21 protein-coding genes and 2 pseudogenes are annotated in these 23,210 nt (G+C 38.6%); 21 read left to right on the forward strand and 2 right to left on the reverse strand.

The features are described from left to right. Positions 1–3 precede the first annotated feature (3 nt). The gene (gene mutL, locus ANG_RS01200) at positions 4–1,950 is read left to right on the forward strand and encodes a DNA mismatch repair endonuclease MutL (RefSeq protein WP_025271565.1); all 1,947 of its coding nucleotides are present in this window, start codon (positions 4–6) and stop codon (positions 1,948–1,950) included. Between the two features lie 474 nt (positions 1,951–2,424). On the opposite strand, the gene ANG_RS01205 is transcribed toward mutL, so the two are convergent. Then, positions 2,425–2,763: a hypothetical protein gene (locus ANG_RS01205; RefSeq protein ID WP_003038373.1), complete on the reverse strand. Its 339-nt coding sequence runs from the start codon at positions 2,761–2,763 to the stop codon at positions 2,425–2,427. 98 nt (positions 2,764–2,861) lie between these two features. Between ANG_RS01205 and ruvA the strand changes: the two genes are divergently transcribed. Both ruvA and ANG_RS01215 read left to right on the forward strand, forming a co-directional pair. Continuing rightward, positions 2,862–3,452, forward strand: a complete 591-nt coding sequence (ruvA, locus tag ANG_RS01210) for a Holliday junction branch migration protein RuvA (protein WP_003038332.1) — start codon at positions 2,862–2,864, stop codon at positions 3,450–3,452. Between the two features lie 10 nt (positions 3,453–3,462). Continuing rightward, on the forward strand, positions 3,463–4,035 hold the full coding sequence (locus tag ANG_RS01215; protein WP_003038379.1) for a DNA-3-methyladenine glycosylase I: 573 nt from the start codon (positions 3,463–3,465) through the stop codon (positions 4,033–4,035). Positions 4,036–4,143: 108 nt separating this feature from the next. Here the strand turns inward: ANG_RS01215 and ANG_RS01220 are convergent. Then, positions 4,144–4,557 (reverse strand): annotated as a pseudogene (locus ANG_RS01220) (EamA family transporter). 597 nt (positions 4,558–5,154) lie between these two features. On the opposite strand from ANG_RS01220, the gene ANG_RS01225 reads away from it, so the two are divergent. The 18 genes and pseudogenes from ANG_RS01225 to ANG_RS01305 all read left to right on the forward strand — a co-directional run bounded on the left by ANG_RS01225 (position 5,155) and on the right by ANG_RS01305 (position 23,184). After that, positions 5,155–6,423: a competence/damage-inducible protein A gene (locus ANG_RS01225; protein WP_003038347.1), complete on the forward strand. Its 1,269-nt coding sequence runs from the start codon at positions 5,155–5,157 to the stop codon at positions 6,421–6,423. A 43-nt stretch (positions 6,424–6,466) separates the two neighbouring features. Next, positions 6,467–7,615 carry a recombinase RecA gene (gene recA, locus ANG_RS01230; protein ID WP_038677164.1) on the forward strand — a complete coding sequence of 383 codons (1,149 nt, stop codon included), beginning with the start codon at positions 6,467–6,469 and terminating at the stop codon, positions 7,613–7,615. Between the two features lie 86 nt (positions 7,616–7,701). Beyond that, positions 7,702–8,100, forward strand: a complete 399-nt coding sequence (gene spx / locus ANG_RS01235; RefSeq protein WP_003026638.1) for a transcriptional regulator Spx — start codon at positions 7,702–7,704, stop codon at positions 8,098–8,100. Between the two features lie 137 nt (positions 8,101–8,237). Further along, a complete protein-coding gene (locus ANG_RS01240) occupies positions 8,238–8,687 on the forward strand; it encodes an SP0191 family lipoprotein (RefSeq protein ID WP_269446318.1) in 450 nt (149 codons plus the stop codon). Between the two features lie 103 nt (positions 8,688–8,790). Further along, positions 8,791–9,282: an SP0191 family lipoprotein gene (locus ANG_RS01245; RefSeq protein WP_025271567.1), complete on the forward strand. Its 492-nt coding sequence runs from the start codon at positions 8,791–8,793 to the stop codon at positions 9,280–9,282. A gap of 280 nt (positions 9,283–9,562) precedes the next feature. Further along, on the forward strand, positions 9,563–9,829 hold the full coding sequence (locus tag ANG_RS01250; protein WP_009569646.1) for an IreB family regulatory phosphoprotein: 267 nt from the start codon (positions 9,563–9,565) through the stop codon (positions 9,827–9,829). Further along, positions 9,829–10,248, forward strand: coding sequence for a Holliday junction resolvase RuvX (gene ruvX, locus ANG_RS01255; RefSeq protein WP_003038407.1), 420 nt, complete (start codon positions 9,829–9,831; stop codon positions 10,246–10,248). Before ANG_RS01250 ends, ruvX begins: the two co-directional genes overlap by 1 nt. Positions 10,249–10,265: 17 nt before the next feature. Then, entirely contained in the window at positions 10,266–10,577 is a 312-nt protein-coding gene (locus tag ANG_RS01260) for a DUF1292 domain-containing protein (protein ID WP_003027765.1), read from the forward strand. 199 nt (positions 10,578–10,776) lie between these two features. Next, complete coding sequence (locus ANG_RS01265) at positions 10,777–12,009, forward strand: bifunctional folylpolyglutamate synthase/dihydrofolate synthase (protein WP_003038358.1); 1,233 nt, start codon at positions 10,777–10,779, stop codon at positions 12,007–12,009. Between the two features lie 47 nt (positions 12,010–12,056). Further along, complete coding sequence (locus tag ANG_RS01270) at positions 12,057–12,494, forward strand: SP_0198 family lipoprotein (protein ID WP_003038389.1); 438 nt, start codon at positions 12,057–12,059, stop codon at positions 12,492–12,494. 259 nt (positions 12,495–12,753) lie between these two features. Continuing rightward, positions 12,754–14,286, forward strand: coding sequence for a cardiolipin synthase (cls, locus tag ANG_RS01275; RefSeq protein ID WP_025271568.1), 1,533 nt, complete (start codon positions 12,754–12,756; stop codon positions 14,284–14,286). A gap of 62 nt (positions 14,287–14,348) precedes the next feature. Then, positions 14,349–14,483, forward strand: a complete 135-nt coding sequence (locus ANG_RS11535) for a hypothetical protein (protein ID WP_003038412.1) — start codon at positions 14,349–14,351, stop codon at positions 14,481–14,483. Between the two features lie 54 nt (positions 14,484–14,537). Next, complete coding sequence (locus ANG_RS01280; protein ID WP_003038345.1) at positions 14,538–16,079, forward strand: hypothetical protein; 1,542 nt, start codon at positions 14,538–14,540, stop codon at positions 16,077–16,079. A 108-nt stretch (positions 16,080–16,187) separates the two neighbouring features. Then, positions 16,188–18,398: an anaerobic ribonucleoside-triphosphate reductase gene (gene nrdD / locus ANG_RS01285; RefSeq protein WP_025271569.1), complete on the forward strand. Its 2,211-nt coding sequence runs from the start codon at positions 16,188–16,190 to the stop codon at positions 18,396–18,398. A 208-nt stretch (positions 18,399–18,606) separates the two neighbouring features. Further along, on the forward strand, positions 18,607–19,104 hold the full coding sequence (locus ANG_RS01290; protein WP_025271570.1) for a GNAT family N-acetyltransferase: 498 nt from the start codon (positions 18,607–18,609) through the stop codon (positions 19,102–19,104). 4 nt (positions 19,105–19,108) lie between these two features. Continuing rightward, positions 19,109–19,714, forward strand: a complete 606-nt coding sequence (gene nrdG / locus ANG_RS01295; protein WP_003038320.1) for an anaerobic ribonucleoside-triphosphate reductase activating protein — start codon at positions 19,109–19,111, stop codon at positions 19,712–19,714. Between the two features lie 175 nt (positions 19,715–19,889). Next, positions 19,890–22,304, forward strand: coding sequence for a SpaA isopeptide-forming pilin-related protein (locus ANG_RS11280; RefSeq protein ID WP_025271571.1), 2,415 nt, complete (start codon positions 19,890–19,892; stop codon positions 22,302–22,304). 463 nt (positions 22,305–22,767) lie between these two features. Then, positions 22,768–23,184 (forward strand): annotated as a pseudogene (locus ANG_RS01305) (sigma factor-like helix-turn-helix DNA-binding protein). Positions 23,185–23,210: the final 26 nt, after the last annotated feature.

Below are 23,210 nucleotides of genomic sequence, written 5' to 3' on the forward strand. Positions count from 1 at the left end.
ACTATGTCAAAAATTATTGAACTACCAGAAAATCTTGCTAATCAGATTGCAGCGGGTGAGGTTATTGAGCGACCTAGCAGCGTTGTCAAGGAGTTAATAGAAAATTCTATTGATGCTGGTGCCACTCAGATTATAGTTGAGATTGAAGAAGCGGGACTCAGGAGCATTCAAGTCATTGATAATGGTGAAGGAATTGAGCATGAGGAGGTTTCCTTGGCTTTGCGGCGGCATGCTACTAGTAAAATCAAGAAACAAGCCGACCTTTTTCGAATTCGGACATTGGGCTTTCGGGGCGAGGCGCTTCCATCCATTGCCTCTGTTTCACGTTTGACGATTGAAACTGCGACAAGTAGTGGTGCACATGGAACGCTTCTGATTGCGCAAGGTGGAGAAGTTGAGACTTTAGATCCAAGTAGCTGTCCTAGGGGTACCAAAATCAAAGTGGAAGACCTTTTTTTCAACACGCCTGCTCGCTTGAAATATATGAAAAGCCAACAAGCGGAACTATCTCATATTGTAGATGTGATTAACCGTTTAAGCTTGGCTCATCCGGAGGTCGCTTTCACTCTTGTTAATGACGGTAAAGAGATGACACGGACAGCAGGAACAGGAAATCTGCGTCAAGCAATTGCTGGTATTTATGGACTGACAACAGCCAAAAAAATGATTGAAATTTTAGCATCTGATTTGGATTTTGAAGTATCAGGCTATATTAGTTTGCCAGAATTAACAAGGGCTAATCGGAATTACATTACTATCCTCATCAATGGTCGCTACATCAAGAATTTCCTACTCAATCGAGCTATTTTAGATGGATATGGTAGCAAGCTCATGGTGGGACGTTTCCCGATTGCTGTGATTGATATTCGGATTGACCCATATCTTGCTGATGTTAATGTTCACCCGACCAAGCAAGAAGTGCGGATTTCAAAGGAGCGAGAGCTCATGGCCTTGATATCGCAAGCTATTGCTGTAAGTTTGAAAGAGCAAGATTTGATTCCGGACGCATTAGAGAATTTAGCCAAATCAACCATTAACCGAGCAATTAAGCCTGAGCAGACCAGCCTCCCTCTCAAAGAGAACCGACTTTATTACGATAAAGAAAGAAATGACTTCTTTGTGAAACCACAAGTGTCAGAAGCTCAACCTTCTTTTGAGGAATCTGCCCGATTAGACCAACAATCTGCTGATACAGATGAACTCAATTCAAAATCTGCTTCTGTCAAATTTGCAGAAAGGCAATCTCCTTCTTACAATCAACTAGATCATCCAGAGCTGGATCAGGCGAGCTTAGAGAGAGCTTTAGATAAGCTAGATGGAGAAGAAACTTCAACGTTTCCAGAATTGGAATATTTCGGGCAAATGCACGGCACCTACCTTTTTGCTCAAGGAAACGGTGGCCTTTATATTATTGACCAACATGCAGCTCAAGAGCGAGTAAAGTACGAATATTACCGCGAAAAAATCGGAGATGTAGATGCTAGTCAGCAGCAGCTTCTGGTTCCCTATATTTTTGAATTTCCAGCCGATGATATGCTGCGTCTGAAACAACGGATGTCTCTTTTAGAAGAAGCCGGTGTTTTCCTTGAAGAATACGGAACTAATCAATTTATTCTTCGTGAACATCCCATTTGGCTTAAGGAAGAGGAGATCGAATCAGGTATTTATGAGATGTGCGATATGCTCCTTCTAACCAAGGAAGTCTCTATCAAGAAATATCGCGCTGAGCTGGCTATTATGATGAGTTGCAAACGCTCTATTAAAGCCAATCACAGTTTGGATGACTATTCAGCGCGTGATTTGATCTTCCAGCTATCACAATGCGATAATCCCTACAACTGCCCTCACGGTCGTCCCGTTTTGGTCAACTTCACCAAATCTGATATGGAAAAAATGTTCCGTCGGATTCAGGAAAATCATACCAGCCTGAGAGAATTGGGGAAATATTAAAACTATTTATAAAAGCTCTAAAACAGAGAGAGTTTGGGACAAAAAGATTTCAATTTTTAAAAATCTTAATTATTAAGCCCTTCAAATCTATAATTAAATGCGAAAAGCGAACAAAGCAGAATTCTGATTTGTTCGCTTTTTATATTTGAGGTCGGACTTTTGTCCCAGCCTCCTCCGCACAGCTCGAAAGGTTTGGGGAACCCTTCGAGGCTGGAAATAAAGTCAAGTGAAACTTGGGTCAAAAGGACTGGAAAAGTTGAGTTATCAACGTATTAGAGTCCACTCAGCAGTGATTGATTGGCACTAAAGTGCCTAATCAATTGTGCATGGGAAACTCTACATTGACTAAAGTCACTAGAGCTTCTCCAAACCACTGCGTCTTATAATTCTGACTATATAAACAAAAGAAGCTGAGCACTTTTGTCTCAGCTTCTGTTTTTAAGATTTTATCTGTAATTGAGTTTCAGCAGTGATTTAAGATGTTTGGCTATAGGAATGGGGTTCTTGATGTTCAGCACTTTCTACTCTAAAGTTAGTTATCTGGTCCAAGTAAGTTTTCTTGATGGTCAGATACCTCTTGCAAGATAAGGCTGCGCCGGCAGATAGAAAGAAGAGGAAAAAGATGAGGGATGGATTCCAGGGAAGATAGAGTCCTCCTGCGAAAAAGAAGAGGGTGATGGCCAGAAAGAGGATATAGAGGACGTTGACCAGACCAAAGCTTCTGACCTCCTGTTGATAGCCCTCGCTTTCCGAAGTAGTCCACTTGGATCTGGCTTCTTTCTCATCTGCCTGATATTGAGAGAACTTGAACATATAGCCAGCTTTCCTTTTTGTCAACCGGAGGTTGCGCTTTTATTTGCAGTTTCTGCGCTCAGAATATGATATACTAGAAGGGTTGAAAAGGAGAAGTCATGTACGAATATTTTAAAGGAATTTTAAGTAAAATCACAGCCAAATATATTGTAGTGGAGGTGGGGCAAATTGGCTATACCCTGCATGTGGCAAATCCCTATGCCTATTCAGGTCAGGTCAATCAGGAGATTCAAGTTTTTGTTCATCAGGTGGTCAGAGAGGATGCCCAGCTCCTCTACGGTTTTCGCACAGAGGATGAAAAGCAGCTTTTTCTCAATTTGATTTCGGTTTCTGGTATTGGACCTGTTTCTGCTCTTGCGATAATCGCTGCCGATGATAATGCCGGTTTGGTGCAGGCTATTGAGCAGAAAAACATCACTTATCTGACAAAATTTCCTAAAATCGGCAAAAAAACGGCCCAGCAGATGGTGCTGGACTTAGAAGGCAAGGTTGTGGCAACAGGTGTTGCTCCTAAGCAAGTTGCTGTTGCAGCTACTAGTGACAATCAAGAATTGGAAGAAGCCATGGAAGCCATGCTAGCTCTGGGATACAAGGCGGCTGAACTCAAGAAAATTAAGAAATTTTTTGAAGGAACCAATGATACCGCGGAAAACTATATCAAATCCGCTCTTAAGATGCTGGTAAAATAAAGGAGAAAAGATGAAACGATGTAGTTGGGTAAAAAAGAATAATCCTTTATATGTCGCTTATCATGATCTAGAGTGGGGGATTCCTTTGCATGATGAGCGGGCTTTATTTGAGTTGCTCTGCCTAGAGACCTATCAGGCAGGACTGTCTTGGGAGACTATTCTCAATAAACGAGCAGCCTTCCGACAAGCTTTTCATGGCTATGATGTTCATCAGGTGGCAGTCATGACAGATGCGGAGTTAGAAGGCGTTTTACAAAATCCTGCCGTCGTCCGAAATCGTCGGAAAATCTATGCAACACGTGCCAACGCCCAAGCTTTTTTGAAAATACAGGCAGAATTTGGCAGTTTTGATCATTATCTCTGGTCTTTTGTAGACTTTACACCGATTGACAATCCTGTAAAGGACTACAGACTTGCTCCATCTAAAACGTCACTGTCCGAAGAAGTAGCTAAAGACATGAAGAGACGAGGCTTCGAGTTTGTAGGACCAGTCTGTGTCTATTCTTTCCTGCAGGCGGCAGGTCTTGTCAATGACCATGAGGAGACTTGCGATTTTAATTCAGCAAGAAAAACAATCAAATGATTTTAATAGCTTTGCTATCTTTTATGTGAGTAGTCGGTGCAATATTTATTGACCGATACTGTTTTATATTTTTCGTAATATTGCTGTATTTATGATGATATGACATCACTACAAAACCATGACCAAAGTTCCAATCGTAATCAAAATGCTGCCAATCAAGGATTTCATAGTAAAATCCTCGTGGAAAAAGATAAAAGCAAGAATGAGTGTGAGGACAACACTAAGCTTATCAATAGGAACGACCTTGGAGACTTCTCCCTCCTGCAATGCTCAGTAATAACAGAGCCAGGAAGCACCCGTCGCTAATCCAGATAAAATCAAGAAAATCCAACTTTTCTTGCTGATGTTAGCGAGACCGAGTTGCCCTTTGGTCAAAAAGACCATACTCCAAGCCATTAAAACAACGACCACTGTCCGAATAGCTGTCGCTAGATTAGAATTGACGCCAGAAATCCCGATTTTGGCTAAGATAGATGTCAGTGCTGCAAATAAAGCAGAAAGAAATGCAAAAACTGCCCACATCATTAAATCTCCTTAAATGTTTTGTTTTCTTTATTTTATCACATTTGATTCTATCTAACACAGCAAACTAAAGGCACTCAGGCAGTACAAAATTGTCTGTTTTTTATATAAATCCTAGTTTTGCTAAGCTAATCCTCATTTTTGAAGAGGCTGGGGCGAAAGTCTCCAACTTCAAAGTATATAAAGCGATAAATCAATGATGTAGTAGCTGATTGCTCAAAGTACGGCTTTGTGGTGATGCGAAGCAAGTCTCAGGGTATTAGCTTTTCAAGCTCGCAAAAACACTTTTGACGAAAACTTTATTTTCTTTATCCACCGTCTCAACAGTCTCCCAGACTGTTGAGCAAGCTTGCGGAAGTGAGATTACGAACTAAAAATTTTCAAGATGAGTTCTACCTCACTCCCATAATCGAGGTAATCATATTATTGATGTGACACAATTATAGTTATAAATTAGAAGGCTGGTAATTCCAGACTTTTTCTTTGAAAAATTCTTAGTCTTATCAATTTGCTTACAGATTCTTTTCTTAAAATGAAGTTTTTAAGATTTTTTGTGATAAAATAAAATCAATTGCGAATAGTAAAGTAGGAGGTTCTATGAAAGCAGAAATTATTGCTGTGGGTACTGAAATTCTGACAGGTCAGATTGTCAATACAAATGCCCGATTTTTATCGGAAAAATTAGCGAGTCTGGGTGTAGATGTGTATTTCCAAACAGCGGTTGGAGATAATGAAGCTCGTCTGTTATCCATTTTAGAAATTGCTCGAAATCGTAGTAATTTGGTCATCTTAACTGGAGGATTAGGCCCAACAGAAGATGACTTGACTAAGCAGACTTTGGCAAAATTCTTAAATCGTAGGTTGGTATTTGACCGAATGGCTACGGAGAAATTGGACCGCTTTTTCGCAAGTCGACCGGATTATGCTCGAACACCAAACAATGAGCGGCAAGCTCAGATAGTGGAAGGCTCGACTCCTCTCCAAAACGAAACCGGACTTGCGGTGGGAGGCGTGATTGGAGTCGGCGGCGTGACTTATGTTGTTCTCCCCGGACCGCCTAGTGAATTAAAGCCTATGGTAAATAATGAGCTAGTTCCGCTTTTAGCGACTGGTCAAAAATTGTATTCAAGAGTCTTGCGATTCTTTGGTATCGGTGAAAGTCAATTAGTAACTCTTTTAGGAGATTTAATTGATGCTCAGATCGATCCGACCATTGCTCCTTATGCTAAGACGGGAGAGGTGACATTGCGATTGTCCACAAAGGCTGGCAGTCAAAAGGAAGCAGATGTTAAGTTTGCTCATTTAGAAAAGAAAATTTTGGCAGTACAGACTTTTGAGAAACAACATTTAGCAGACCTTTTCTACGCTTATGGAGATGATAGTTCTCTGGGACAAACAGCTTTTGAACTGCTGATAAGAGCAGGAAAGACCGTCACAGCAGCTGAAAGTTTGACTGCAGGACTCTTTCAAGCAACTTTGGCAAACTTTGCTGGAGCCTCCAATGTTTTTAGTGGTGGCTTTGTTACCTACAGTATGGAGGAAAAGAGCCGAATGCTGGGCATTCCCTTGGCAGACTTAGAAAAGCATGGGGTAGTTTCAGCTTTTACAGCGGAGAAAATGGCTGAGCAGGCAAGAAAATTGACCGCTAGTGACTATGCGGTGAGCTTGACAGGTGTGGCAGGTCCAGACAGCTTAGAAGGACATCCAGCAGGGACAGTTTATATCGGCTTAGCAACTACAGAGGATGTTCAGTCTATTAAGGTTAATATTGCGGGTCGCAGTCGGACAGATGTACGTAAAATAGCCGTTCTGCATGCTTTCAATCTGCTACGAAAAACTTTATTAAAAAACGAAAATATGCTATAATAATTAGATAGGCAAAAAAATAATTTATCATTATACAGGAGAAATAAATGGCGAAAAAACAAAAAAAATAGAAGAAATTTCAAAGAAATTTGGCGAGGAACGTCAAAAAGCGCTAGACACTGCACTTAAAAATATTGAAAAAGATTTTGGTAAAGGAGCGATTATGCGCCTAGGTGAGCGCGCTGAACAAAAAGTTCAAGTTATGAGTTCAGGTAGCTTGGCGCTAGATATCGCTCTTGGTGCAGGAGGGTATCCAAAGGGGCGGATTATTGAAATCTATGGACCAGAGTCTTCTGGTAAGACGACCGTAGCTCTTCATGCAGTAGCGCAAGCTCAAAAAGAAGGCGGTATTGCAGCTTTTATTGATGCAGAACACGCTCTGGACCCGGCTTATGCACAAGCCCTTGGAGTTAATATTGATGAACTCTTACTTTCTCAGCCAGACTCTGGTGAGCAAGGCCTTGAGATTGCTGGGAAATTGATTGACTCTGGTGCGGTAGATTTGGTAGTTATTGACTCCGTGGCAGCCCTCGTACCGCGTGCTGAAATTGACGGAGATATTGGAGATAGTCACGTTGGTTTGCAAGCGCGGATGATGAGTCAAGCTATGCGTAAATTGTCTGCTTCTATCAATAAAACGAAGACAATTGCGATTTTCATCAACCAATTGCGTGAAAAAGTTGGTATTATGTTTGGAAATCCAGAAACAACACCTGGTGGTCGTGCCTTGAAATTCTATGCATCTGTTCGTTTGGATGTTCGCGGAAATACCCAAATCAAGGGAACTGGTGATGAGAAAGATACCAATGTTGGTAAGGAAACCAAGATTAAGGTTGTGAAGAATAAGGTTGCTCCGCCATTCAAGGAAGCTTTCGTAGAAATCATGTATGGTGAAGGAATTTCTAAAACAGGCGAGTTGATTAAAATTGCGACAGACCTTGATATTATCAAAAAAGCGGGTGCTTGGTATTCTTATAATGATGAAAAGATTGGTCAAGGGTCTGAAAATGCTAAGAAATACTTGGCGGATCATCCAGAAATTTTTGATGAAATTGATCATAAAGTTCGAGTGCATTACGGTTTGATTGAGGATGATGCTGAAGATGAAAAAAATGCAGAAGCAACTAAATCAGCAAACAAGGTGGAGGAAGTCACACTAGATTTGGATGACGCAATTGAGATTGAGGAATAATTTTTTAAAAATAGGTCGCAAGACGGAGGGATTTTGTGGTATAATATAGTATGATAATAGTACCGTGTGGCGAAAGGAGTACTTACATGATTACAATTTATACTGTCTCAAGTTGCACTAGTTGTAAAAAAGCAAAAACATGGCTCAATGCTCACCAGTTAACTTATAAAGAACAAAATCTTGGTAAAGAAGGAATTACAAAAGAAGAGTTATTAGATATTCTAACAAAAACTGAAAATGGGGTTGCAAGCATTGTTTCTTCAAAAAATCGTTATGCGAAAGGCTTAGGTGTAGATATTGAAGAATTAAGTGTGAGTGAAGTGATTGACTTGATTATGGAAACTCCACGCATCTTGAAAAGCCCTATTTTAGTAGATGACAAGCGCCTACAAGTGGGCTACAAAGAAGATGATATTCGTGCATTCTTACCTCGCTCGGTTCGTAATGTTGAAAATACAGAAGCGCGTTTACGCGCGGCCTTGTAAAGAGTGGAATTTCCACTCTTTTTTTATTTCGATGTTTATTGATATTAAAAATATGATAAAATAAAGAATGAGGAGGAGTTAATCCATGAAAAGAAGCCTGATTCTATTAACCATTATTCTTACAGTCTTAGCAGGATGTGGTCAAAAAAAAAGAAACAGTTGTGACAAAAACCTTATCATTCCCTAAAACAGCTGAAGGGATTCAACAAACACAAACAATTACTTACAAAGGCGATCAATTTTTAAGTTTAACGATTGAGCAAATCATGCCGATGAAAGAAGAAATGAAAAAAGTAGTTGCGGAAGTTGGAGTTGCTGAAGCGCAAAAATTATTGGAGAAATCTTTGGCTGAAGATGAAAAATTTACACAAGCAAAAAGTTTGGAAGGTTTTTCGACCTCTTTGGAAATTATAAATGATCAAGAATTGAAGCGAGTTCATACTTTTGATTTTCAAGTTTTGGATGTTAATAAGGCCGCTGATACTGAATATTTAAAAAATATGAAATTAAAAGAATTTTTAAAAATGAAACCAAAAGAATATGTTGAAAATCAGATTGCGAGTGGTGCAATGGAAGTCAATCAATAACTGTCAATCATTGGTTGCCTTTTTAGACAGGCCGTGTTGACAACGCTTACAAAAGATGGTATATTATTCTTATAAAGCTCTAAAATACAAGGAGGATATTTTTATCAGAAAATCGGTTGTTTTGTTAGGAGCAAGTTTGTTGCTGCTCACAGCTTGTGGTCAAAAATCCGGTCAGAATCAGTCAGGGGATAGTAAGACTGGTTCGAGTGTTGTGAAAAAGGATTCTGTTGTGACCAAGTCTTTTCAACAAAAACAGACTGTCCAAGGGATTGAACAAACACTTCCTGAAAATATGAAGAGTGTATTAGCGGGTCAAGATTTAGAAAGCACTAAGCCGCACTTGATTTCTGCTTTTGAAAAGGCTGCAGGATTGGATAAATTTAAGTCTTTGGGCGGTGTTGATGTTAAAACAGATATTACAAAAGACTATATTATTAAAGTTACAATCAATATTGATATGAGCAAAATCAACCTTGATGAAGCATCAAAACTAGATACATATGGCTCTATGTTTTCAACTATTAAAAATTTAACACCAAAACAATATATTGAGTCTGTCAAGGCAGCTGGAGCTAAAGAAGTTGCAAATCCATGATTTTATAGGTGTATAATGAAACAAAAAGAGGCTGGGACAAAAGTCCTTAACCTCGTCAGATTTTTATGAGTTTCTTGCAAGTCGCAGTGGTTGAGTAGGGCCGTAAAGGTTGATTTATCAACCTTTACGGCCCTACTCAACTGTGCGGGGGTGGGACGACAAAATCAAATTTCTTCGAAATTACCGATTTTTGTCCCACTCCCTTTTTCAACCCCTTTCATTTGTGAAAAGTATTGAAATGTGCTATAATATGAGTATTCTAGTGAAAGAAGGTGTAATTGTGGGATTTACAGATGAGACAGTACGTTTTAATCTTGATGATTCAAACAAAAAAGAGATTAGTGAAACATTGAAAGATGTCTATGTGTCGCTGAATGAAAAGGGCTATAACCCAATCAACCAAATCGTAGGATACGTGCTTAGTGGTGATCCTGCGTATGTACCTCGCTATAATAATGCACGAAATCAAATTCGTAAATATGAACGTGATGAGATTGTAGAAGAATTAGTTCGTTATTATTTGAAAGGGCAAGGCATTGATCTCTAATGAGAATTATGGGGTTAGATGTTGGTTCAAAAACAGTTGGTGTCGCAGTTAGTGATCCACTTGGTTTTACAGCTCAAGGACTTGAAATTATTCCTATTGATGAAGAAAAAGGGGAATTTGGTTTTGACCGTTTAAGTGAGCTTGCAAAAGGATATAAGGTTGAGAAGTTTGTTGTAGGACTCCCTAAAAATATGAACAACACAAGCGGACCACGTGTAGAAGCAAGTCAAGCTTATGGTGCTAAGATTGAGCAATTATTTCATTTGCCAGTTGAATACCAAGATGAGCGTCTAACAACGGTAGCTGCGGAGAGAATGCTGATCGAGCAAGCGGATGTGAGCAGAAAGAAGCGAAAAAAAGTGATTGATAAGCTCGCAGCGCAGCTCATATTGCAGAATTATTTAGATCGAAATTTTTAATAAATAAAGGAGAAAACATGGCACACGATCATAACCATGACCATGAACACGAAGAACGTGAGTTGATTACGCTAGTAGACGAGCAAGGAAATGAAACTTTGTTTGAAATTCTCTTGACCATTGACGGAAAAGAAGAATTTGGGAAAAACTACGTTCTATTGATTCCAGCTAGCGCAGAAGAAGATGAAAATGGTGAGGTAGAAATTCAAGCCTACTCGTTTACTGAAAATGAGGACGGAACAGAAGGTGATTTGCAACCAATTCCAGAAGATTCAGATGCTGAATGGGACATGATTGAAGAAGTTTTCAATAGCTTTATGGAAGAATAAAAATTGTGTACACTAGCTTTTCATATTACAGACGATGAAGAGATTGAAAGGCTGTGTGAATCGTTATTTTATGGTATACGAATGAGTGGTTGGTTTAATTCCTATGTGGAGCAAGAGTACCAACCATTCAAGTGAGTTGTGGGGGTGACAGGAACCAAAATCTGGTTCTGCTTCACTCCCTTTTTGCTGGGAGAAGAATATGAATGAAATTGAAACGTGGCTAGAAAGTCGCATTGGTTTAAATTTTCGCTCCGGCTTAGAGCGAATGAGACAGGCGATAAGTCTTTTAGATCATCCAGAAGAAAATTATCCCATTATTCATGTGACAGGAACGAACGGAAAAGGCTCAACAATTGCGTTTATGAGTCAGCTATTCGTGCAGCATGAAAAGAAAGTGGGAACTTTTACGTCACCTCACATGGCAAGCATTCACGATCGGATTTGTATCAACCATGAACCCATTTCTGACAATGATTTCATTAGAATTGGGCATCGCATTCAAGCAATGGAAAAACAGCTTTTGCAGCCTTTATCCTATTTTGAAATTTTAACGCTCATGGCTTTATTGTATTTCAACGAAGAGCAGGTAGAAGTGGCTTTAATTGAAGTAGGAATCGGTGGGCTTTTAGACACGACAAATGTGTTGACAGGAGATATTGCAGTTGTGACGTCTGTGGGTTTGGATCATCAAGAAACATTAGGAGACTCCATAGTAGCAATTGCGGAGCAGAAAGCAGGGATTTTCAAGGAGAAAAAAATAGCTGTCATCGGACCACTGGCTGAAGAAGCGAGAAGAGTCTGTGAACTGCGCGCGAATGAGCTGGAGACTGTTTTATATGAATATGGTAGAGATTTTTCGTTTTCAAAAGGACAATTTTTCAGCTCAGATGTGAATATTCCTCATCTAAAGTTGAGCCTAGCAGGTACTTATCAGGAAGAAAATGCCGCTGTTGCTTTGCAAAGTTTTCTTTTGTTTATGGGGCAACACAGCTGGCAAGTGAAAATAGAGCTAGTACGAAAAGCTCTGCAAGAGACACATTGGGCAGGGCGGCTGGAATATTTTGAGAGAGGAATTTATTTGGACGGGGCTCACAATTTACCCGCTTTGTCACGTTTGGTGGAGTTTATTCGCCAGCAAGGACAAAAAGAAATCTTTCTCTTATTCGGTGCTTTGAAACGCAAAAATTATCAGGGGATGCTGTCTTATCTTCAGCAGGAATTGCCTCATGTGCAGTTGTTCGTAACGACTTTTGAGGATGACGGTGCAGCAAATGAACAGGACTTTACAAATGGTCTCTACATTGCCTCTTATCAGGACTTTATCGAACAATTTATTAAAAGCGCTAATGACAATCAGCTCCTTTTTGTAACAGGTTCTCTTTATTTTATTGCGGAAGTTCGTGCTTTTCTTTTGGAGAAAGAAATTGACTGATTAGAATGGTGAATGGTATAATAGAAATGCAGGTAAAGGAGGGGAAAATGGCACATTTAAAGAAATTCAGCTACGTCGCATTTTTTCTGATAGGACTTATCATTTTGACATCGTGTGCCAAGTCTAACCAAACTTCACCGTCATCTCAATCTGTCTCAAGCAGTCAATCAACTACAGTCTCAGGTGAGAGTGGTACTTCGTCAACTATTGCGGAAAATTCGTCAGAAAAATTAGACGGTACTTATAAAGGTATGGACGAAGAAGATGAGATCACTTTGGTTATCAAGGGAAACAGTGGTACATGGACAGAAAAAGAACCAAATGGTAAGGAAGAAGTAAAACAGGTGAGCATTGATCCAACAAATCAGAGAATGACGATTGGTGATGACATTGAGCGTTATATGATTGATGGCAAACAGTTAACGATTGAGGATATTGAGCAAGAAAATGGAGAAAATGATACAGTCGTTTTAACGAAGCAATAGCCTGTCTGGGACTGGAGCAAATTTTAGCCACTCTCCAGATTGTTGAAGCATGCGGGAGTGAAAAGGGAACAGGCAATATGTCAGTTAGCACTTAGAATAAGGGAGTGAGGAAAAGTTGATGGTTACGAACCACAACTTTTCTTTTACTCTTTTTTGCTCTAATGAAAAAATACTTTGAATATCGAATAATGAGTGATTCTGGCTTGATTTATTAGGAAATCCCCGTTATACTAGTACTAAGTAAAAACAGGGAGAGAAAATGAATCTTAGGAAATTTCAGCTATTGATGTCAAAATATGGTTTCAGTATTATTATCATGGTACTAGAACTTGCACTCATTTTTTGGTTTTTCTTTTGGCTTGGTCGCTGGACACCTACTTTATGGATTGTCTTTGTGATTTTATTCAGTCTGGCAACGATTTTAGCGATTGTCAATCGCTCAATGACACCAGAAAGCAAAGTAACTTGGCTCTTGGTAGCGTTTGTTCCAGTCATTGGTCCCTTGCTTTATTTAATGTTTGGTGAGCGCCGATTGTCCAGAAGTGAGCTGAAACAGCTAAAAAATATGGATCAGATGAAATTTCGTGAGGACAATAGCTATGAGTTGCGGTTAGACTTGAAAAAAACAGATAAATCAGCTTACGGGATTATTAAGTCGCTTCTCAGCATGGATCATAATGCGGATGTTTACGACGGCACGGAATCGCAATTTTTCCCTTTGGGAGAAGAGATGTTCCAGAAAATGCTGGAAGATTTACGCAAAGCAGAAAAATTTATTTTTTTAGAATATTACATTGTGGAAGAAGGTATCATGTGGAATAGTATTTTGGATATTCTGCGTGAAAAGGCAGCCCAAGGTGTGGAAGTGAAAATGCTCTATGATGACATTGGCTGTATGGCAACTCTTCCGGGAGATTATACCAGCCGATTGCAGGCTATGGGAATTGACGCTCATAAGTTTAACAAAGTGATTCCGCGGATGACGGTGGCTTATAATAATCGAGATCATCGGAAAATTCTCATCGTTGACGGGCAGATTGGCTATACTGGTGGCATCAATCTGGCAGATGAATACATCAATCACATCGAGCGATTTGGTCACTGGAAAGACGGCGGGATTCGTCTGAACGGGCGCGCTGTAAAAGCCTTGACACGGCTGTTTCTGATGAACTGGTATATCAACCGTGGGAAAATCAGTGATTTCGATCGCTATCATTTGGACAACAAAGCTGTAGATGCGTCAGGGCTCTATATTCCGTATGGAAGCGGACCGAAGCCCATGTATAAAGCTCAAGTGGGTAAAAATGTCTATCAAAATATAATCAGTCAGGCGACAGATTATGTGTATATCGCCACGCCGTATTTAATCATTGATTATGATTTGACGGAAGACATTAAAAATGCTGCTATGCGGGGGGTAGATGTCCGCATTGTGACACCTTATATTCCGGATAAAAAAATCATTCAGCTTATTACGCGAGGAGCTTATCCTGATTTAATGGCGGCTGGGGTTCGGATTTATGAGTATACACCGGGCTTTATTCACAGTAAGCATGTAGTGGCTGATGATGATTTTGGTGTTGTCGGAACAATCAATTTTGATTACCGTAGCTTAGTTCATCACTATGAAAATGCTGTTTTGATGTATAAAACGCCTTCTATGTTTGACTTGAAGCGAGATTTTGAGGAATTGTTTGAAACCTCACAAGAAATACATGAAGATACCATTAAAAATACCTGGTATCAACGCTTGATTAAAGAAATTGTCGAATTATTTGCACCGATGCTATAAAATTCTTCTTGCAATAAGAGGAATTTTTCTTTTTTACGAATAATCTAGTAAAAGGAGGCAGAATGGTTAGCGATTTAACAAGTGAAGAAAAGGAATTTTTGAAAGAGTATGCGGCTGTAAGTTATCATCGTTTTCGAGAATTGGAATACTACACTTTACTTTTGCAAAAGATGCAGAACCTGTCAGAATCAAGCTGACAGATAGGGAAGATTTTGATATACTAGATAAGACTGATATCAAGGAGAATCTTTATGTACGATACAATGCCTGAACAAGAGATGAAAGAGACAGTAGTAGAGACGCTTCACGAAGAGAACGAGAAAAAATCGGTTTTTATAAAGCCAATGTCGACTCCTTTTGTTGTTTTATTTTTGTGGAGCTTATTATTGAGCGTTTTAAGTGTTGCCAATCCATTTTTGACCAACCTTGCTACTAATCTGCAATCTCAAAATTTATATGCAGGTTGGGCAATGGCGCAAGGGCAGGTTATTTATGGAAATATTTATGGAACGAGTGGTCTGTTTTATTATCTAGCTAATTGGGCGGGTAGTCTCTTCATGGGCAATATTTTCTTTGCGGCAATGCAATGCTTGGCTTTGTTTGTTGCAGGAATTTATCTGTTTAAAATTGTATATCAATTAACGGCTGTAAAAAACACTTCTATCAAAATCCTTTCTTTATTCTATTGTTTGACGCTCGCTTTAGGTTGGGGCGGCTTATACTCTAGTATTTTTGCTTTCCCATTTGTCTTTGGGTCGCTGTACTTTCTGATGCGTTATGTGACAGGAGAAGCAAGCGACAGAGGTTTTATTGGCTTTGGAGCACTTGGTGCGCTGATGTTTATGATTGATCCGGTGACGAGCCTTGTATTTTATTTGGTGACTTTCCTTGCTCTGCTAGTTTATAATATTTGGGCAAAGAAAAAAGCGCGCGGCCTGTATCAATTATTTGCCATTTTGGTAGGATTCTCGCTTGTATTTTATCCGCTAGGTTATTATACGGTTTTGAATGGCAGTTTTGGGCTTGCCATAAGCCAGATTCTTTATCCTTGGGATAGCTTGCATTTTTCAGGACAGCATTTATTGTACAATGGTTTGCTTTATGGAGGACTTATTATTGGACTTGGTATAGTTGTGACTTGGGTGAGAAGTTTTTCATTGCCAGCAAATTCTTTGGAACGTTTCCTGCAGCTATTTAGTTTTTTCGCGTCCTTAATTTTAGTTTTATTTGTTTTCTTTTTACCAGATCAAGGCGCTTATCAGCTGTTGCCTGTTTTACCATTCTTCCTGATTCTGCTCAGTATGTGGTTAGGAAAAAGTAAACTTAAAAGAGGTGGACGTCATAGCCGTGTACAAAAATCTACATCTATTTTAGGAACGTATGTTGCAAAAAATGCTTTCTTGCCGCTTTTAGCAGTTACTTACTTAATTGGTTCTCCGCTTGTTAATCACTATATTTTATCTTCAGGTGAAGCAAGTGAACGTGTTTCTGCGGCAAATTATATCAAAGATAAAGCGAAGAAGACTGATAAAATCTATGCTTGGGATAAAACAGCAGCGCTTTATCAGGCGAGTAGACACTTATCTGCAGTACCAATTTTAACACCTAGCTTGTACCAAGGAACCGATGAAAACAAAATGGCGCTAGCTAGGAGTCTGAAAGAAAATGCACCAACTTATATTTTAGTGAATAATCAAGTGCCTGTTCTTCAAGATGTGCAAAAACAAATTCAGAAAAATTATGAGAAAACTGACCTGGAACTTCATCATTTCAAGCTTTATAAATTAAAATGATTTAATCAATATCTTGTGTTTAAAATAAAATTTTAAGTTTTTTACCACAAGATATTGATTTTTTTTTATGAGAGTGATATAATATGATTTATACGAATGGAGGAGCTCATGATAGCATTAAAAGAAGAAACAGTACAAGGTTTTGCTGATATTTATGTTGAAAAACGTGACGGTCGTCGTGTGGCTTTTGACGCAGATAAGATTTATAAAGCGCTTGTCAAAGCTAGCCAAGAAGTAACGACGATGACTCCGTTGTTAGAAGCAAAACTTGAAGGTATTACCAATAAAATCGTAGCAGAAGTGATTTCACGTTTTCCTGCGGGCGTTAAAATCTATGAAATTCAAAATATCGTGGAACACGAATTACTGAATGCCAATGAATACGCCATTGCAGAAAGCTATATTACTTACCGCACACAACGTGATTTTGCGCGCTCAAAAGCAACAGATATTAACTTTACAATCGGAAAATTGCTTAACAAAGACCAAGCAGTTGTCAATGAAAATGCCAATAAAGATAGCGATGTTTTCAACACCCAGCGTGATTTGACGGCGGGAATTGTTGGGAAATCGATTGGTCTGCAAATGCTGCCACCACATGTGGCAAATGCACACCAAAAAGGAGACATTCACTATCACGATTTGGATTACAGTCCTTATACACCGATGACGAATTGCTGTTTGATTGATTTTAAGGGCATGTTGGCAAATGGCTTTAAGATTGGAAATGCTGAAGTCGAAAGTCCAAAGTCGATTCAAACAGCGACTGCGCAAATCTCTCAAATCATTGCAAACGTAGCTTCTAGTCAATATGGTGGTTGCTCTGCTGACCGAATTGATGAAGTTTTGGCGCCTTATGCTGAAAAAAATTATGAAAAACATTTGAAGGATGCGCGTGAATGGGTGCTTCCTGAAAAGCAAGAAGAGTTTGCCTGGACAAAGACTAAAAAAGACATTTATGATGCCATGCAATCTTTGGAGTATGAAATCAATACCTTGTTTACATCAAATGGACAAACCCCATTTACATCGCTTGGTTTTGGTCTTGGCACCAATCGTTTTGAAAGAGAAATTCAAAAAGCGATTCTTCAAATTCGCATTAAAGGTCTGGGGTCTGAACATCGGACAGCTATTTTTCCTAAATTGATTTTCACGTTGAAGCGCGGATTGAACTTAGAACCGGATAGCCCAAACTATGATATTAAACAGCTGGCTTTGGAATGCGCTACGAAACGGATGTACCCAGATGTCTTGTCTTACGACAAAATTGTGGAATTAACAGGTTCTTTTAAAGTTCCAATGGGCTGCCGTTCTTTCTTACAAGGCTGGAAAGATGAAAACGGTCAAGAAGTCAATTCTGGTCGGATGAATCTTGGCGTTGTGACGGTCAACCTTCCACGAATTGCTCTTGAATCTGAAGGCAACATGGAGAAATTCTGGGAAATTTTTAATGAGCGGATGAATATTGCTGAAGATGCGCTCGTCTACCGTGTCGAACGCACCAAAGAAGCGACTCCAGCTAATGCTCCTATTCTTTATCAATATGGTGCTTTTGGAAAACGTCTAGGTAAATATGATAAGGTGGATCAACTCTTTAAGCATCGTAGAGCCACGGTTTCTCTTGGCTATATTGGTCTGTATGAAGTGGCTACAGTCTTTTATGGTGGTGAATGGGAGCACAATCCAGAAGCCAAGAAATTCACAGTCGATATCGTTCGTGAAATGAAACGCCGTGTAGAAGAATGGTCTGACCAATATGACTACCACTTCTCTGTTTATTCTACACCGTCTGAAAGTCTGACAGACCGCTTTTGTCGTCTGGATACAGAAAAATTTGGTCTTGTAAAAGATATTACAGATAAGGAATACTATACGAATAGTTTCCACTATGATGTCCGTAAAAATCCGACACCATTTGAAAAATTAGATTTTGAAAAAGATTATCCAGCAGCTGGGGCTTCAGGAGGCTTTATTCACTACTGTGAATATCCTGTTCTACAACAAAATCCGAAAGCACTCGAATCAGTCTGGGACTATGCTTACGATCGTGTGGGCTATCTTGGAACCAATGCTCCGATTGACCATTGTTACAAGTGCGATTTTGAAGGGGACTTCACGCCAACCGATCGTGGATTTACTTGTCCAAACTGCGGCAATAGCGATCCTAAGACAGTTGATGTTGTGAAGCGAACTTGTGGTTATCTTGGAAATCCTCAAGCTCGTCCGATGGTAAATGGACGTCACAAGGAGATTTCGGCCCGTGTTAAACACATGAATGGTTCAACAATCAAGTTCGAAGGACATCATGTAGAAAAGTAGGAACTTTCATGGGAAAATATCAATTAGACGACAAAGGGAAAGCACAAGTTACACGCTATCATGAAAAACACTCGAAAGGTGGAATCAACAAGAAAGCTCGTGTTACAAGTTTGCGAGAATAATTTTTGCAAAAAGCAAAGAAAAAATAAGGGAAAGAGTGAGGTCTGCATGAAGCTAGTCTCACTCTCTTTCTATCAAGGTGTGAAATATGAAATTAAGACGACCAAGATTGGAAGATAAGGACGCAGTCATGGCTCTCATAATGGAATTTGAAAATTCAAATGCCGCACACGATGGTGGTTTTTGGAACGAGGAGGATTTTGATTATGAAGATTGGATTGCTGGGAACCGAAATGCAGAAATGGGTCTCAATATTCCTGATACCTGGGTGCCAGCTATACAATTTGTCGGGTTTGATGAAGGACAAGCAGTTGGTTTTTTAAATTTGCGCCTGAGCCTAAATGAATACTTACTCGAACACGGTGGTCATATAGGCTATAGTGTTCGTCCATCTATGCAAGGGAGAGGCCATGCTACTTCGATGCTGAAAGAAGGACTTCTTGTTGCTGCTTCAAAGAATATTCACCAAGTGCTGGTGACTTGTGCGGTAGATAATCCAGCTAGTCGAGCAGTAATTTTAAAAAATGGCGGAATATTGGAAGATGTACGAGCCGGGAAAGAGCGCTATTGGATAGATTTGGAGTAGAAAAATGACATGGAATACACCGAAGCCAGGTGAGTGGAAAAGTGAAGAGTTAAGCAAGGGGCGTATTATTGACTATAAAGCCTTTAATTTTGTGGATGGTGAAGGGGTGCGTAATTCCCTCTATGTCAGCGGCTGCATGTTTCATTGTGAGGGCTGCTACAATGTAGCGACCTGGTCGTTCAATGCCGGGATTCCTTATACGCAAGAGCTGGAAGAGCAAATCATGAAAGATTTGGCTGAGCCCTATGTTCAAGGACTGACCTTGCTAGGAGGAGAGCCTTTTCTGAATACTGGGATTCTCTTGCCCTTAGTCAAGCGTATTCGACGAGAGTTGCCTGACAAAGATATTTGGTCTTGGACGGGCTATACATGGGAAGAAATGATGCTGGAAACACCAGATAAACTTGAACTTCTTAGTCTCATTGATATTCTGGTAGATGGTCGTTTTGATAAGGCAAAACGAAATCTCATGTTGCAATTTCGAGGTTCTTCTAATCAACGAATCATTGATGTGCAAAAGTCTCTCAAAGCTGGAAAAGTGATTATTTGGGATAGATTGAATGATGGCACAGAAAGTTTTGAGCAGGTTAATCGAGATAAAACAGAATAAATTTAAACCAAAGTAGACTTTCTTTTCCAAATATGATATAATGCTGAACGTATTGTTTTGTGTGAAAATCAAGGAGGATATATATGTATAAAGCATGAATTTTTACTGTAAATAAAAGTCTAAGTTTATTTACGCTATAAAAAAATATACAAGGTAAAGAAGGAGTAGAAAACAAATGAAAAAAAGAGGGAATATACAAAAACTAATTTTATTTTTTTGGTTTTTGTTATATTTGGGGGGAAATATTTATTATACACAAGATGTATTTGCGAGTAACAATAACACAAGCAATTCTGTAACTAACAAAACAAGTAAAGTGGATGATTTTAAAAAAGCTTATGAAGATGGATTTTATAATACAAATTATGATTGGAGTGTAACAGGAAATTTTAATTCTGATTATGTTCCAACTGATATTAAAGCATATAATAAGGCAACAACAAATGTTAGTGATGTTAAAATATCTGTTGAATTTAAAGAAAAAGAAAACAATAAAGGTATTGCATACCTTACAGATAATAAAAAAAGGCATTCAGACAATAAGGCAACAGATAATTTATTTATAGGTAAACTTGATACTAATAAAACACCAACTCTTGGAATTTTTACACAAGCAGGAGAAGATGAGGGGAAGTTAAATACTTCTGAAAGATGGAATTTTGATGGAAGTAAGTTTGTTGGCACATTAACTATAACTTTTGACAAAGAAGTTGAAAATCCGATATTAGATTTATCAGGTATAGGCGGATATAGAAAAGTTTTTACTACAACAGGATCTGATAACTATGCAAAGGGATCGTTTAGTGCCTCAGAATTGGAACTAAAAAATGCAGATATTACGGTAGAAAAAGTCGGTACTGGAGCTAACTTACAGGTTGAAAACAAAAAAATTAAAGTTATCGATAAAAATACATACTCGCAATCTGTATTAGATAAACTATTTGTTCAAGATGCTGAAAATCCAGCTGCAAGAACTCCTGATTTATCTCCGGCAGGGACAGGATCAGTTATGTTGGTTGGTAAAATGAAAGAAGTAACATTTGATGTTTATCATAGCGCTATTCCTTTTTCTAAATTTTCAACAGAGCAATATCACACAGGGAACTCCTATTTTACAAAGGAAGAGGATAAAAAATGTGCAGATGGAATTAACGGATTAAATACACTTATTACTGAGGAAGTTTGTAAAGATAAATTTAACAACAAAGGGACAAAACTGTATAATTCTGATTTATTTTTAATCTCTATTAGACTTGCTAAAAGAGGAAGTGTGGATGTTAAGTACATCACAACAGATGGCAAAATTTTAGAGAATGTAACAGATGTTGTTAAAGATGAACTGGTAGGAAAAGATTATATAACCGTTCAAAAAAGTTTTAATGGATATGTGTTTGAAAAAATGGATACTAATTCAGCTCCGACAACAGGAAAGGTGAAAGAAGAAAAACAACACGTAATTTATGTATATAGAGAACATATTCCAGGCTTTCCACCGCCACCATCAACGCCACCAACAAAAGTTAAGTTTTCTAAGAAAGCATTAACAGAGAATGGAGAAGAACTAAAAGGAGCAACCATCAGATTGACGAAAGAAGATGGAAGCTTAGTCAAAGAATGGGTAACAGATGGAACGGTAAAAGAGTTTGAATTAAAAGACGGGAAGTACACCTTCACAGAAATATCGGCACCAGCTAAATACCAAGTAGCAACAGCAATAACATTTGAAGTAAAAAATGGAAAAGCAATAGTGAAAGGTATAGAAGTAACAGGAAATACGATAGTGATGGTAGATAAGCTGAGAGAACTTCCGCCGCCACCACCATCAACGCCATCAACAAAAGTTAAGTTTTCTAAGAAAGCATTAACAGAGAATGGAGAAGAACTAAAAGGAGCAACCATCAGATTGACGAAAGAAGATGGAAGCTTAGTCAAAGAATGGGTAACAGATGGAACGGTAAAAGAGTTTGAATTAAAAGACGGGAAGTACACCTTCACAGAAATATCGGCACCAGCTAAATACCAAGTAGCAACAGCAATAACATTTGAAGTAAAAAATGGAAAAGCAATAGTGAAAGGTATAGAAGTAACAGGAAATACGATAGTGATGGTAGATAAGCTGAGAGAACTTCCGCCGCCACCACCATCAACGCCATCAACAAAAGTTAAGTTTTCTAAGAAAGCATTAACAGAGAATGGAGAAGAACTAAAAGGAGCAACCATCAGATTGACGAAAGAAGATGGAAGCTTAGTCAAAGAATGGGTAACAGATGGAACGGTAAAAGAGTTTGAATTAAAAGACGGGAAGTACACCTTCACAGAAATATCGGCACCAGCTAAATACCAAGTAGCAACAGCAATAACATTTGAAGTAAAAAATGGAAAAGCGATAGTGAAAGGTATAGAAGTAACAGGAAATACGATAGTGATGGTAGATAAGTTGAAAGAACTTCCACCACCAAATACAAACACTAACAAAACTTTGCCGAAAACTGGAGAAGGTACAAACATATCTCTATATGCATGGCTTATGTTAACATCAGGAACATTATTAGTGCTTATAGGATACAGACGCAGAAATCATGCGAAGTAGAAGGCGTAGGTATTTTTTCACTGATGATAAGAGCTATTTGGAACAATAAGACAGATATTGTCTTGCACATATTGGATAACATAAATAGTTAGTCGTTAATAGAAGGGGGCAGTGATTGTAGAAAATACAGAAAGCCCTCTTCTTATCATCAGTAGTAGATGCAAACGAAAAATATAATGATGATATAAGAACGAAGATTTAATTTTATGTAACTTACGATAGGATAATGCAAACTCAGCGGGGAGAATGTTATGGGGAAGGGAGTCTTTAATTATATAATAGTTAAGTATAGAAGTACCCAGCCTTTTTCCTATTTTCAGTTGTTTACCTCGTGATGTCAAATTAAATATTTTTAGAGAAAGAATAGATTTCTTTCATTTTAGAGGACTTATTATGCCTAAATGCAGAAGTCCTCCTTTTTTTGCCTAAAAACGCAGACAAAAGAAGAAATGGAGGAAACTTTATGTCAAAAGAATACTATCTTTATGTCAACGGGAAAAAGGTAAAGGTTAGCGAGCAGATATATAAAGTCTACTAGCGAGAAAAGGAACACGAAAAGTATTTAGAGCAGGTGGACAAGAAAAACCACTTGCTCTTTTTTTCATCATTGGATCATGATGGACACTTTATAGATAACATTGTCGACGAAAGCGTTGATGTAGAAAAAATTGTAGAAACACAGATGATGATTTGGGTATTAAGATCATCTATATCAAAGTTAAACGATGAAGAAAAAGAAATTATTGAGCGTTTGTATTTCAATGATGAAACTATATCAAGTATTGCATCGGAAAAGGAAGTGAGCTATCAAGCTATTCAGTGGAGGAAATCCAATATACTTAAGAAATTAAAAAAGTTTTTGGAAGAAATATTTAGATAATCACCTTGTAGATGAGGGCAGATTTT

The organism is Streptococcus anginosus subsp. whileyi MAS624, from assembly GCF_000478925.1.
Classification (GTDB): domain Bacteria; phylum Bacillota; class Bacilli; order Lactobacillales; family Streptococcaceae; genus Streptococcus; species Streptococcus whileyi.